This window comes from Streptomyces sp. NPDC088097, from assembly GCF_044741845.1.
GTDB lineage: Bacteria > Actinomycetota > Actinomycetes > Streptomycetales > Streptomycetaceae > Streptomyces.
In genome coordinates this window covers 599,802-612,878 of record NZ_JBIUTJ010000001.1, presented here as the reverse complement: position 1 = coordinate 612,878, position 13,077 = coordinate 599,802, and the positions used below count along the sequence as shown (strand labels likewise).

Below are 13,077 nucleotides of genomic sequence, written 5' to 3'. Positions count from 1 at the left end.
CCCACGGGGTGCGGGGTCCGGCGGGATCGGAGAAGCTGGGCATGGTCGCGCAGCGTCGGCGACCGGCCGCACGCACGGACGGACGGGCGAGGAGGGTGGTCGCGTGGACACCTCAGGAAACGGCGGAACCGGGGCGTCGAAGACGTCCGAGGAGTCGAGGAAGTCGAACGGCCCGAGCGGGCCGAACGGGCCGATGGGCTCGGACGGGCCGAAGGCGGCCCGGGGCACCACCGCCGCCAGGGCCCGCAGGGTCGCGCTGCTGTGCGCGGCGGCGGCCCTCGCGGTGGGCGGCGCCGTACCGGCTTCCGCCTCGGTCGCGCGGGCCCGTACCGCGCCGGTCGTGGACCTCGACGAACCCGTGGTCGTCGACTGCGGCTCCCAGGGCCAGGTGCGCCCCCAGGACTTCCTCCTCGCCTGCGGCGACGGCAACAGCCGACTGGTCGGGCTCGACTGGAACACCTGGGGAGCCAAGACCGCGACGGCCGTCGGCACCGACATGGTCAACGACTGCCGCCCCTACTGCGCGGCGGGCCGCTTCCGTCCGTTCCCGGTCGAGGTCACCCTGGCCAACCCGAAGCCCTGGCCGGCCCACCCCGAGATGAGCCGCTTCACCACGGTCCGGCTGCTCTACCCGAAGACCGTTCCCGCGCCCATCCCCAAGGACGTCACCTACAAGATCGTCTACGGGCCCGACGACTCGCTCCCCTAGGGCATGTCCGAGGGAGCGCCGTCAGGTCGTCGTCCCCTCGCCCGACGGCGGCGCCGGAGCCGGAGCCGGAGGCGCCGTCGGGTCCGGCCTGAGGTGGGCCGGGGCCGACCAGGACGACAGCAACCGCAGGGCGTCCGCCGCCGGCGAGCCCGGCTCGGCATGGTAGGTCACCAGGAACTGCGCGGGATCGTCCGGCAGCGTCAGCGTCTCGAAGGACAGCACCAGCTCGCCGACCAACGGGTGCCGCAGCCGCTTCAGCCCGTGCGTTTTGTCGGCCACCGTGTGCGCCGCCCACAGCCGGCGGAACTCCTCGTTCTTCACCGAAAGCTCCCCGACCAGCGCGGAGAGCTGCTCGTCGTCCGGGTGCTGGCCCGCGTACATGCGCAGGTTGCTGACCACCTCGCACGCCCGGCACTCCCAATCCGCGTACAGCTCCGCCGTCGCCGGATCCAGGAACACCAGCCGCACCAGGTTCCGCTCGGCCGCCGGCAGCGCCCCGAAGTCCCCGAAGACGGCCGCGGCCAGCGGGTTCCAGCCCAGGACGTCCTGGCGCCGCCCCACCAGGTACGCCGGTACGCCGTCCATCGCCTCCAGCAGCGTGTGCAGCTCCGGGCGGACCTGCTGGGGGCGCCGGGCCCGGGCGCCGCGCCCGCGGGAGCGCGGGCTCGCCAGGTGGTGCAGGTGCGCGGACTCGGTGCCGTCCAGGCGCAGCGCCCGCGCGATGGCGTCGAGCACCTCCGCCGACACGTTCTGACCGTGCCCCTGTTCCAGGCGGGTGTAGTACGCCACCGACACCCCGGCGAGCTGCGCCAGCTCCTCGCGGCGCAGCCCCGGCACCCGGCGGTGGCGCCCGTAGTCGGGCAGCCCCACGTCCTGGGGGCGCAGGCGTGCGCGGCGGGTGCGGAGGAACTCGCCCAGTTCGGCTCGCGGATCAAGCTGGTCCATAGCGCAAGTATCCCGGGGCGGGGCGCCCCGCGCGGGCCCCAGCCTGACCCCGCCAGGGGTAGGTCCACCGGTCCTAGGCTCGGCAGGGGGCTGGGTGACGGGCGGGGAGCGGGGCATGGTGGAAGCATCAGTACGGACGTCACGGCCCGACACCCCCGGGCCCGCCCGGCGTCCTCGTCCGAGGAGAGAGCACCCCCATGTCCGTCACCCAGGTACCCGCCTACGCCGCCCCCGCCGCCAAGGCCCCGCTGGAGCGCACCACCGTTCCGCGCCGCCCGGTCGGCGAACACGACGTACTGATCGACATCAAGTTCGCCGGCATCTGCCACTCCGACATCCACCAGGCCACCGACGGCTGGGGCGAGGGCATCTTCCCGATGGTCCCCGGCCACGAGATCGCCGGTGTCGTGGCCGAGGTCGGCCCCGGAGTCACCCGGTACACGGTCGGCGACCGGGTCGGCGTCGGCTGTTTCGTGGACTCCTGCCGCGAGTGCGAGTACTGCCTCCGGGGTCAGGAGCAGTTCTGCGTCAAGGGCATGGTCGGCACGTACAACTCCCGCGACAAGAACGGCGACCCCACCTACGGCGGCTACTCCACCCACGTGGTCGTCGACGAGAACTACGTCCTGCGCATCCCCGAGGGCGTCGAGCTCGACGTCGCCGCCCCGCTGCTGTGCGCCGGGATCACCCTGTACTCGCCGCTGCGGCACTGGAAGGCGGGCCCGGGCAAGAAGGTCGCCATCGTCGGCCTCGGCGGCCTCGGCCACATGGGCGTCAAGATCGCGGCCGCGCTCGGCGCCGAGGTCACCGTCCTGTCGCAGAGCCTGCGCAAGAAGGAGGACGGCCTGAAGCTGGGCGCCTCCCACTACTACGCGACCAGCGACGAGGCCACCTTCACGGACCTGGCCGGCACCTTCGACCTGATCGTCTCCACCGTTTCGGCGCCGCTGGGCCTGGACCGCTACCTGTCCCTGCTGAAGGTCGACGGCGCCCTCGTGAACGTCGGCGCCCCGGAGGAGCCGGTCGAGCTGAACCTCTTCTCGGTCATCGGCGGCCGCAAGACCCTCGCGGGCTCGATGATCGGCGGCATCCCGGAGACCCAGGAAATGCTGGACTTCTGCGCCGAGCACGGTCTGGGCGCGGAGATCGAGGTCATCTCGGCGGACCGGATCAACGAGGCCTACGAGCGGGTCCAGTCCAGCGACGTCCGCTACCGCTTCGTCATCGACACGGCGACCATCTGACGGCCGGACCACCGCTCACCCCCGCAGGCGACCCCGGGCCCGGTGCCCGGGGTCGTTCGCGCGCCGGGCGCCGTCACACGTTCTTCATGCCCCGTGCATGGTCTCCGCCGGCCCCGCTGTCGATGATCTCCTCACCGCCCTTCCGCGCAGTCGAGGAGTCCGCCCATGCCCAGCCGCCGCCACTTCCTCGCCGGATCCGCGGCCGTCGTCGGGCTCGCCGCCCTGCCGCAACCGGGCGCCCTCGCGGCGGCCCCCGCCGCACCGGCCGGGCCCCCGAACCTCGTCGTGGTCCTGGCCGACGACCTGGGCTACGGCGACCTCGGCGCGTACGGGCAGAAGCTGATCACCACCCCGCGCATCGACCGGCTCGCCGCCGAGGGGCTGCGCTTCACCGACGCCTACGCCGCGGCCGCCGTCTGCGCGCCCTCCCGCGCCGCGCTCCTGACCGGCCTGCACACCGGCCACGCCCCCGTCCGGGCCAACCCCGACAGCGGCGGCCAAGGGTCCCTGCGCGACGGCGACACCACCGTCGCGGAGGTGCTGCGGGCGCGCGGCTACCGTACGGGCCTCTTCGGGAAGTGGGGCTTCGGGCCCGAGGCCGCGGACCAGCCCAGCCACCCGGGCGCGCGCGGGTTCGAGGAGTTCTACGGGTACATCGACCACGGGCACGCCCACCAGTACCGGCCCGCCTACCTCTGGCACAACGGGGCCAAGGAGACCCTCGCGGCCGGCACCTACGCCCCCGAGGCCATCGCCGCCCGCGCCCTGGACTTCATCGACGCGCACGCCGCCGGACCGGACCCCTTCCTGCTCTTCCTCACCCCGAACCTCCCGCACGCGCCCAGCGAGGTCCCCGACGTCGGCGCGTACGCCTCCCGCACCTGGTCGCAGTCCGACAAGGCGCACGCGGCGCAGATCAGCCTCCTCGACGCGCAGGTCGGCGCGGTCGTGGACCGGCTGCGGGCGCGCGGGATCGCGGAGCGGACCGTCGTCCTGGTCGCCTCCGACAACGGCCCCCACGAGGAGGGCGGGGTGAACCCGGACCTGTTCGACGCGAACGGCCCGCTGCGCGGCTACAAGCGCAACCTCTACGAGGGCGGCGTCCGGGTCCCGCTGATCGCCTGGGCCCCCGGCCGGATCGCGGCGGGCACCACCAGCGCCCGCCCCACCCCGCTCCACGACCTCCTGCCCACCCTCGCCGACCTGGCGGGCGCCCCCGCCCCCACGGACATCGACGGGCTCTCCGCCGCCCCCGTCCTGGCCGGCATGCCCGCCCTCGCCCCGCTCCACGGGCACCTGTACTGGTACCGGGACGAGCAGGGGGTCACCAGCCGGGCGAACGCGCAGGACGGCGGCCGGGCGAAGCGGGTGGCGGAGGCGATCCGCAAGGACGACTGGAAGGGCGTACGGTTCGCCCCCGCGCGGGACCGTACGGCCCCCGACGGGCAGTGGCGGTTCGAGCTGTACGACCTGGCGACCGACCTGGGGGAACAGCGGGACGTGGCCGCCGCGAACCCGGCCGTGGTCGCCTCCCTGACGGCGCTGCTGCGCTCCTCCTGGGCGGACACCTACCCGCGCCGGGCCTGGGGCCTGACGGTGGCCTCGGACGGCGTCACGGCCACGACCCGCCTCGCCAACGGCTCCGCCCGCGCCTGGACGGACGTACGGGTGGGCTTGGCCGTGCCGACCGGCTGGACGGCGGTCCCGGCCGGGGCGGTCACGGCAGCCACCCTGGCCCCGGGGGCATCACTGACCACGGTGTGGAAGGTGACCGCGCCCGCCTCGACGGGATCCGGCCGCCTCACGGCCTCCGCCACCACGTCGGCGTTCCGCTTCACGACGCCCTCGGACTTCGCCCCCCTGCCGGCGCCGCCCACGGCCGACGCCTACCTCAGCGACCTCCCGTGGGTCTCCGCCGCCAACGGCTGGGGCCCCGTCGAGCGGGACCGTTCCAACGGCCGCAAGGAGGCGGGCGACGGCACCCCGATCGCCTTCGGCGGGGTCGTCCACGCCAAGGGGCTGGGGGTCCACGCCCCGTCGGAGGTCGTCTACCACCTGGGCGGGCGCGCGGGCCGCTTCACGGCGCTGGTCGGCATCGACGACTTCTCGACGAAGCAGTCGGCGGCCGGAGCCACCCGCGCGGTCGTCCGCGCGGACGGCCGGACCCTCCTGACGACCCCCACCCTGACCGGAGCCTCGGGCCCCGTCGCGATCGACCTCGACGTCCGCGGGGTCCGCCTGCTCCACCTGGTGGTGGAGGACGCCAACGCGAACTCCGCCTTCGACCACACCTCCTGGGCCCGAGCCCACGTAACGGTGGTTCAGTAGCCCGAGGGCCTTGCGGACAGCCAGCCGACGCGCCGCTCCCGGAGCCGGGTCAGTTGCTCGTGTCGTGGGTCGGGTTTCACTCGGCCGCCCCCGTGGGTGTCCAGTCGTACCGGTATCGGTTCGTGGTCCGGTCGAACGTCGCTTCGACGGGGTGGGGCGGCAGCCCGAACGCGTCCTCCAGCCACTGGAGCAGGGCCGCCGTCAGCCCTTCCGGCTGGTAGTCGCACTCGGGGAACACCACGCGGTGGACGGTGACCAGGGTGTGGCCGCCCGCCGCGCGGTCCTGGATCGCGGGGGCGCCCAAGGCCAGGCCGTGGCGCAGCCGCTCGGTCTCGTCCGCACGCAGGCGCGATCCCCCGCCCGACGGCCCGGGAGCGCGGACCGGTGTGGTGTCGAGCCACACCCGGTCCGCGACCGGTTCGCCGCGCGCGGGGGCCCCGGCGGTGACGTCCGCCGAGGCCGTCAGCTCGATCCAGATCCCCCAGGGCCCCCGGCGGAGCCGGTAGAGGGTCGTGCGGACGTCCTCAGGCATCCGCCGACGGGGCCGCGGCCACGCCGATCGGGCAGGAGACGCCCGTCCCGCCGATGCCGCAGTAGCCGTTGACGTTGCGGTCCAGGTACTGCTGGTGGTACGGCTCGGCGGGCCAGAACGGGCGCTCCGAGGCGGGCAGGACCGCCGTGGTGATCTCGCCGTATCCCGAGGACGTCAGGACCTTCTGGTAGGCGGCGCGGGAGGCTTCCGCCGTCGCCTGGAGGGCCGGGGAGTGGGTGTAGACCGCGGAGCGGTACTGGGTGCCGACGTCGTTGCCCTGGCGGAAGCCCTGGGTGGGGTCGTGGGACTCCCAGAACAGCTTCAGCAGGGTTTCGTAGGAGACGAGGGACGGGTCGAAGACCACGCGGACGACCTCGGTGTGGCCGGTCCCTCCCGAGCACACCTCCTCGTACGTCGGGTTCTCCGTGAAGCCGCCCTGGTAGCCGGCCAGCGTGGTCCACACGCCGGGGGTCTGCCAGAACTTGCGCTCCGCGCCCCAGAAACAGCCCAGGCCGAAGTCGGCGACCTGAAGGTGCTCGGGGTACGGGCCGGTGAGCGGGTTGCCGAGGACCGTGTGGCGCTCGGACAGGGAGAACAGCGCGTGCGCGCGGCCCGTCAGGGCCTCCTCGCGGGTGGGCAGCTCGGGCGTGCGGCGGTACGAGAACATGGGGATTCCCTCCTTGTAGGAGTCACAACGGCCGGGGGCCGGACGGGATTCCCGTCCGGCCCCCGGAGTCCCTCACGGGCCGGACGTGACGTCCACCGCCCAGTCGCGGGCATGGGCGTACCGCCGGCGCGGGTTCTCGGCGTACGCCCACGGCGTCGAACCGACGTACCCGTCCACGTGCCGGAACTGCTCGACGGCCTCGGAGTCGCGGTCCTGCCAGAACAGGGTGAAGGCCAGCATGTGCCGGATCCACACCACGCCCGGGTGCTCCGGATCGGCCTCGGCCAGGTCCTGGAGCGCCGCGTCTGCGGCCGCGACGACCTCCGGCTCCTTGTACCAGGTCTCGATGTCGATGTCCTCGTCCTGCGACTCCTGCTCGAAGTACGCGAGCAGCGGGAGCAGCGTCAGCAGGTCGCCGGGCTTGCCCGAGGCGGCCGACTCCCGGGCGAAGGCGAGGGCCGACTCGTGCGAGCCGCGCCACTTGGCGCACCAGTACTGGAGGGCGTTGGTGTGCGCGAACAGCATCCTCGGCGCGCGGGAGGTGATCTCCGCCCACAGGGCGCGGTAGCGCTCGTGCGAGTAGCCCGTGGCCATGGCGACGGACTGCTCGACCACGTACGGGAGCGGGTCGGCGGGGTCGGCGAGCGCCTGGGCCTCCCGCACGGCCCGCTGGGCGAGCGGGAGGAGCTGGTGGAACAGCCGGAACTGCTCCTGCGTGGTGTGACCGCTCACCTTGTTTCCGCGGACGTTCCACGCCGTCACCACGGCCGCGTGGGCGTTGACCAGGGCCGCCGACGGGTCGGTGGGCCGGGCCGCGCGCCAGGCGAGCAGCCAGGCGTCGTCCTCCTTGGCGGCCTGCTCGGCCGTGGCCAGGACCCGCTGCCAGCGTTCCTCCCAGTCCTGGCCGGCGGCCTCGACGTAGGCGGCGCCGGCCTCCCAGTCGCCGCCGCGCAGGGCCTCCAGGACGGTCGTGCGTTCCGGGCTCTGGGGGCCGGGTCGGTCGAGGTCGAGGTCGGCCTCCGCGACGAAGCCCAGCGCGACGGCCGCCACGCCCTTCGCGTCCCGGGCCAGCGCCTCGCGGTCGGCGTTCTCCCCCTCCAGGGCCGCCGTCCCGGCGTTCAGGGCGTCGAGTTCGGCGGTCAGCCGCTTGGCCTTGCCGATCACGTAGAAGCCGCGGGCGACGTACAGGGCGATCGAGAGCGCCAGGACGCCGAGGACGGCGAGGAAGATCATCACGGGGCGAGTACCAGCTTCCGGAGGGGTGCGGTGTCACAGGAGTCGGCGACGGCGGCGTCCAGGGCGGACTCCAGCCGCTCCTCGAAGTCGTCGGCCGGGTAGCGGAGGGTGGTCGGCTCGGACCAGGACAGCTGCCAGCGGATGGTGCCGCGGGCCATCAGCTCGGCGCCGACCAGCTCGTCCAGGGCCTCGCGCAGCACGGCCCGGGAGATCTCGCGGGCCGCGCGACCGGTGGCGGCCGCCGCCTCCTCGGACCGCGGGAAGCGGTTGGTCAGGCGTCCGCGCACCCCCGGGTCGGCGTCGAAGGCGTCGAGGAGGGCGGGCAGCGCGTCGGCGGGGCGGGCGGGTGCGTGCGCGGCGGGGGCGTGCGGGGCGCTGGTGTCCGGGGCGGCGGAACCCGGGGCGGGGGCCTCCCCACCGGTCGGCGGCGGCGCGATCACGCCCTCGGCGGCCAGGGCCTCGCGGAAGGACTCCGTGCCCCGGCCGATGCGGTGGGTCATGCTCTCGTGGACCAGGTCCGCCCAGTCCAGCCGTCGCAGCGCCAGGGCCGCCGGGGTGAGCACGAGGGGCTCCAGCGCCGCCATCGCCGCGTCCGCGTCGGAGAGCAGCGCCAGTGAGGGGCGGGCGGTCCGGGAGGCGAGGCCGTCGTCCGGGAGGGCCTCGACGCGGGCCACGCGGTCGGCGAGCGCGGGGTGGGAGTCGTACGGGTCGGTGGGTTCGGTCGGCAGCTCGGAGCGCCGCGCGTCCAACTCCTCGGCGCGGGCTTCGAGCAGGTGGCGCAGGCCGCCGAAGACCTGGCCGGGCAGCGGCATCAGCCCGGCGTCGAGGCCGATGGTGGCGTAGCAGCGCATGTAGAAGCTGTGCGCGGGGTCCAGGACGTTCAGCTCGCGCAGCGCGGAGGCGGTGGCGTCGCGGCCCGCGACGCGTACGGCGGCCAGGTCGGCGGCGAACTCCTGGCGGCGGGAGCCGGAGAGGGTGGCCCGCATGTAGAACTTCGCGTAGCGGGTGTAGACGCCGGCCATGATCCGGTACGAGAAGCCCTCGCCGTCCGTGTCGATCTCCTTGGCCTTCTTGCCCTTGGCGGTCCGTCGGGCGGCCCGCTCCTCCTGCCGGACCCGCTCCCTGGACTTCGTACGGTCGGCCCGGTCGTGGAAGTGGCCGATCGTGCGCCTCAGCTGCGACTGGCCCCGGACGATGAGCGGGGTCAGGCGGGTGTCGAGGTTGGCGTAGTGGCCCATCTCGTGGGCGAGCACGGCGCGCAGTTGCCACTCGTCGAGGCCGGCCATCAGCGGCAGGCCGATGACGAGGCGGCGGGTGCCGGGACGCAGGCCGAGCAGGCGGGCGTCCTCGGAGACGGCGGCGTTGACGTCCTCGACGAGGAGGATCTCGTCGGGTGCGCGGGTGCCGACCTCGGCGGCGATCTCGTGCACCGTCCGCCACAGGACGGGCTCCCGCGCCTCGGTGACGGGGACGCCGCGCATCGCGTCGACCTTGGGCGTGCGGAGCATGAACATGCCCCGCAGGACCGGGATGGCCAGGACGACCACGCCGATGAGCAGCTTGCCCATGATCGCGCCGCTCAGCCAGAGGCCCGCCCCCCAGTACAGGAGCCCGAGGAGGACGAGCAGGACGACGCTGAGCAGGTAGAAACCGGCGAGCAGGACGAGGGCGCGCAAGGCGCGCAGTGAAGCGCCCATCAGGAAGGATCCCCCCACGGGATGTCGGTGGTACGTGGTAAGTGCTGCGTGTGTGGTGGCTCGGCGTGCGGCGGTTCGGGCCCGGTGGCTCGGCGCGCGGTCGCTCGGCGCGCGGTGGTTCGGGCCGGGTCGCTCGGCGTGCGGCGCCGGCCAGGGCTCCTCAGCCCCGGGCCGGGTCCCGGTCCTTGCGCGAGCCGTGCGCGGCGAGCCCCCGGGCCAGGTCGAAGGCGGCCACCGGGCCGGCCGGGTCCCCGTCCCAGGGCGTCGCGCCGCAGTACGGGCCGATCCGCCGGAACTGCTCCAGCGCGGCCCCGTGCAGGCCGGCCTCGCCGAGGTGGTGCGCGAGCCGGTGGCGCAGCCGGTCCGAGGACCCGGTCCCGGCCGGTACGGTGTCCAGCCGTCGGGCCACCTCGATCAGGACGGCCCGGTTCCGCTCGGAGCGGGGGCCGCTCGCGCCGCGCCCCTCGTCCAGCGCGTGCAGGTAGACGCCGGGCAGGGGGCTGCCGTCCGGGGCGTCGCGCACGGCCCGCTCGGCGAATTCGGTCATCAGCTGCGGGGAGCCGTGCCACTTCGCGCACCAGTACTGGAGCGCCTGGAGGTGGCCGCCGTAGTGGTGCGGGGCGCGCAGGGTCAGGTTGCGCCAGAGGTCCGCGAACTGGCTGTGGCCGTACGACATCGCCCGCGCAGCCATGATCATGACCACCCAGGGCCCCGGGTGTTCGGGGGCCAGGTCGGCGGCCCGCTGCGCGGCGGCCATCGCCGCCGGGAGCTGCGCCTCGAAGCTGCGCATGTCCTCCGTCGGGACGTCCCGGGCGTAGGCCGAACCGCGCACGGCCCAGGCCCGGCGCACGAGCAGCAGCGCGTGGACCGTCCCGGCGTCGCCGTCGGCGGGTTCGGCCGTGCGCCAGTCGGTGAGCCAGCGGTCGTCGTTGCCGGCGACGCGGGTCAGCAGTTCCAGCCGGTTCCACCGCTCGTCCGGGTCGTCCCCGGCGGCCCGGACGTACGCGGCGACCGTGCGCCACTCCCCGTCGTAGGCCGCGCCGACCACGGCGTCCCGCTTGGCTCGCGGGTCCGGGTCCTGCGCCGGGCCCGCCGAAGAGGGGTCGAGCAGGGCGCTCGGGACCAGGCCGAAGTCGGCCGGGTCGAAGCGGGTGCGGGCCCAGCGGGTGGCGAGGAGGCGGGTGGCGCGGTTCAGGATCACGGGCGGATCATGCTTGGTTCCGGCCACTTACGGCAACTTTATTGGCCAAAGCTTGGTTGCTCCGCGCCCCCGCCCGCCCCCCCGCCCCCGCCCGCGTCAGTGCGGAAGCGTCGCCGGGGAACCGCCGTTGGCCTCGTAGCCCGCCACGGCCATCGCCCGGTACACCGCGTACGAGGCCGCCGGCTCCCCGGCCACCGACCACGGCAGCGCGCCCACGTAGCCGTCCACGTGCCGCACCTGCTCCATGGCCTCCGCCCAGCGCTCCATGTTCACCAGGAACAGCAGCAGCATGTGCCGCACGTGCGCCAGCATCGGGTCGTCGGCGCGCGCCTGGTGCACCGCGTACAGCGCACCCTCCACCGACCGCGTCACGACCGCGCCCCGCCAGAAGGTGCTGACCAGGTTCACCTCGGGCAGGTGCTCGTACACCGCGAACAGCGGCAGCGCCGCCAGCAGCGAGCCGTGCGGGGCGCGCGCCGCCGCCGCGTGCGCGAAGGCGTCGGCCTGCTCCCGCGAGCCGTGCCACTTCTCGCACCAGTAGTGCAGGGCCGCCAGGTGCGCGCCCATGTGCTGCGGGGCCACGTCCATCACCTTCGCCCACAGCGCGTCGAACTCCGCCTCGGAGTACCCCAGCGCCCGGGCCACGGCCAGCTCCGTGATGAAGGGGACCGGGTCGCCCGGGGCCAGCATCGCCGCCTTGCGGCACGAGTCCCGGGCCTCCTCCAGGATGATCCGGTGGTCGTCGGAGCCCACCCCGCCCGAGTGCCGCCACGCCTGCTGCACCAGCAGTTCCGCGTGCACCTGGGCGCCGCCCGCGTCCTTCTCCGCCTCCAGCCGCCAGGCCTTCAGCCACCGCGCACCCACCCCGGGCTCCCGCGCCAGCTCCAACGCCGCCGACCCGCCGAACGCCTGGACGCGCTGCCAGCGCTGCTCGCCCTCCTTCGGGGTCCCCGCCAGTAGGCCCGAGGCGGCCTGCCACTGCCCGCTGCGCTGCACGTTGCCGAGGGCGTCCATCAGGTCCTGGTCGGGACCGGGCACCCGGATGTCCAGCTCCTCCTCGCGCGCGAACCCGTAGTTCGCCGGGTCGGCGGCGTCCGGACTGTCGGGCGCCACCAGCCGGGGGCCGCCACCGCCGCGCCTGGCCCGTACGAACTGGAACGTCACGGCCGTGACCAGGGCGAGCCCCACCAGGACCCAGATAATCTGCATGCCGCCCAGCGAACCAGACGCCGTGGGGGAAGGCCAATGACACCCCGTACGCACGGACCGAGCGCGCCGCCGACGCGGTCGGGGCAGGGGAGGAGCCGGGCCGGGACGGGGCATAGCATCTGATCCATGAGCGACGACAGCCACGAGCACCAGAGCTTCGAGACCCGCGCGATCCACGCGGGCAACACGGCGGACCCCCGGACCGGCGCGGTCGTGCCCCCGATCTACCAGGTCTCCACCTACAAGCAGGACGGCGTCGGCGGACTCCGCGACGGCTACGAGTACAGCCGCAGCGGCAACCCGACCCGTACCGCCCTGGAGGAGAACCTCGCCGCGCTGGAAGGCGGCCGACGCGGCCTCGCCTTCGCCTCCGGGCTCGCCGCCGAGGACTGCCTGCTGCGCACGCTGCTCTCCCCGGGCGACCACGTGGTCATCCCGAACGACGCCTACGGCGGCACCTTCCGCCTCTTCGCGAAGGTCGTCTCCCGCTGGGGCGTCGAGTGGTCGGTCGCCGACACCTCCGACGCGGACTCCGTGCGCGCCGCCCTCACCCCGAAGACCAAGCTGATCTGGGTCGAGACCCCCTCGAATCCGCTCCTCGGCATCACCGACATCGCGGTGGTCGCGGACATCGCCCGCACCGCCGGGGCGAAGCTGGTCGTGGACAACACCTTCGCGTCCCCCTACCTCCAGCAGCCCCTCGCCCTCGGCGCCGACGTCGTCGTGCACTCGCTGACCAAGTACATGGGCGGCCACTCCGACGTCGTCGGCGGCGCCCTGGTCACCGCCGACGAGGCACTCGGCGAGGAACTCGCCTACCACCAGAACGCGATGGGCGCCGTCGCCGGCCCCTTCGACTCCTGGATCGTGCTGCGCGGCATCAAGACCCTCGCGGTGCGCATGGACCGGCACGCGGAGAACGCCGCGAAGATCGTGGAGGTGCTCCGGCGCCACCCGAAGGTCACCAAGGTCCTCTACCCGGGCCTGCCCGAGCACCCGGGCCACGAGATCGCCGCCAAGCAGATGCGCAACTTCGGCGGCATGGTCTCCTTCCAGGTCGCCGGTGGCGAGGAGGAGGCCGTCGCGGTCTGCGGCCGGACCAGGATCTTCACCCTGGCCGAGTCCCTCGGTGGCGTCGAGTCCCTCATCGAGCACCCGGGCCGCATGACCCACGCCTCGGTCGCCGGCTCGGCCCTGGAGGTCCCGGCGGACCTGATCCGCGTCTCCGTCGGCATCGAGAACGCCGACGACCTCATCGCGGACCTCACCCAGGCCCTCGGCTAGTACGCCCGGTACGGCGCGCGTTCCC

The 13,077-nt window shown here is 74.2% G+C and carries 11 protein-coding genes; 4 read left to right on the top strand and 7 right to left on the bottom strand.

All coding sequences use genetic code 11. The annotated features are described in order from the left end of the window. Positions 1-103 precede the first annotated feature (103 nt). Positions 104-709, top strand: a complete 606-nt coding sequence (locus ACIOD1_RS02745; RefSeq protein ID WP_401899774.1) for a hypothetical protein — start codon at positions 104-106, stop codon at positions 707-709. A gap of 21 nt (positions 710-730) precedes the next feature. Here the strand turns inward: ACIOD1_RS02745 and ACIOD1_RS02740 are convergent, their stop codons facing one another. Then, complete coding sequence (locus tag ACIOD1_RS02740) at positions 731-1,654, bottom strand: helix-turn-helix transcriptional regulator (RefSeq protein ID WP_365617994.1); 924 nt, start codon at positions 1,652-1,654, stop codon at positions 731-733. Between the two features lie 197 nt (positions 1,655-1,851). Here ACIOD1_RS02740 and ACIOD1_RS02735 point away from each other — a divergent pair, with 197 nt between their 5' ends. Together ACIOD1_RS02735 and ACIOD1_RS02730 are read left to right on the top strand one after the other, a co-directional pair. Beyond that, positions 1,852-2,898 carry an NAD(P)-dependent alcohol dehydrogenase gene (locus tag ACIOD1_RS02735; RefSeq protein WP_365617992.1) on the top strand — a complete coding sequence of 349 codons (1,047 nt, stop codon included), beginning with the start codon at positions 1,852-1,854 and terminating at the stop codon, positions 2,896-2,898. Positions 2,899-3,063: 165 nt separating this feature from the next. Continuing rightward, entirely contained in the window at positions 3,064-5,226 is a 2,163-nt protein-coding gene (locus tag ACIOD1_RS02730; protein WP_401899772.1) for a sulfatase-like hydrolase/transferase, read from the top strand. A gap of 76 nt (positions 5,227-5,302) precedes the next feature. On the opposite strand, the gene ACIOD1_RS02725 is transcribed toward ACIOD1_RS02730, so the two are convergent. The 6 genes from ACIOD1_RS02725 to ACIOD1_RS02700 all read right to left on the bottom strand — a co-directional run bounded on the left by ACIOD1_RS02725 (position 5,303) and on the right by ACIOD1_RS02700 (position 11,768). Then, positions 5,303-5,758, bottom strand: coding sequence for a hypothetical protein (locus tag ACIOD1_RS02725; protein ID WP_401899770.1), 456 nt, complete (start codon positions 5,756-5,758; stop codon positions 5,303-5,305). Continuing rightward, positions 5,751-6,425, bottom strand: coding sequence for a peptide-methionine (S)-S-oxide reductase MsrA (gene msrA / locus ACIOD1_RS02720; protein WP_401899768.1), 675 nt, complete (start codon positions 6,423-6,425; stop codon positions 5,751-5,753). The genes ACIOD1_RS02725 and msrA overlap by 8 nt, the downstream gene beginning before the upstream one ends. 72 nt (positions 6,426-6,497) lie before the next feature. Beyond that, positions 6,498-7,658 (bottom strand): hypothetical protein, encoded by a 1,161-nt coding sequence (locus ACIOD1_RS02715; RefSeq protein ID WP_401899766.1) that lies wholly within the window; start codon positions 7,656-7,658, stop codon positions 6,498-6,500. Continuing rightward, the gene (locus ACIOD1_RS02710; RefSeq protein WP_401899764.1) at positions 7,658-9,358 is read right to left on the bottom strand and encodes a M48 family metalloprotease; all 1,701 of its coding nucleotides are present in this window, start codon (positions 9,356-9,358) and stop codon (positions 7,658-7,660) included. Before ACIOD1_RS02710 ends, ACIOD1_RS02715 begins: the two co-directional genes overlap by 1 nt. Positions 9,359-9,518: 160 nt before the next feature. Then, positions 9,519-10,559: a hypothetical protein gene (locus ACIOD1_RS02705; RefSeq protein ID WP_401899762.1), complete on the bottom strand. Its 1,041-nt coding sequence runs from the start codon at positions 10,557-10,559 to the stop codon at positions 9,519-9,521. A 96-nt stretch (positions 10,560-10,655) separates the two neighbouring features. Next, on the bottom strand, positions 10,656-11,768 hold the full coding sequence (locus ACIOD1_RS02700; RefSeq protein ID WP_365617980.1) for a hypothetical protein: 1,113 nt from the start codon (positions 11,766-11,768) through the stop codon (positions 10,656-10,658). Positions 11,769-11,894: 126 nt separating this feature from the next. Between ACIOD1_RS02700 and ACIOD1_RS02695 the strand changes: the two genes are divergently transcribed. Then, complete coding sequence (locus ACIOD1_RS02695; protein ID WP_365617978.1) at positions 11,895-13,052, top strand: cystathionine gamma-synthase; 1,158 nt, start codon at positions 11,895-11,897, stop codon at positions 13,050-13,052. The last annotated feature ends 25 nt before the right edge of the window (positions 13,053-13,077 follow it).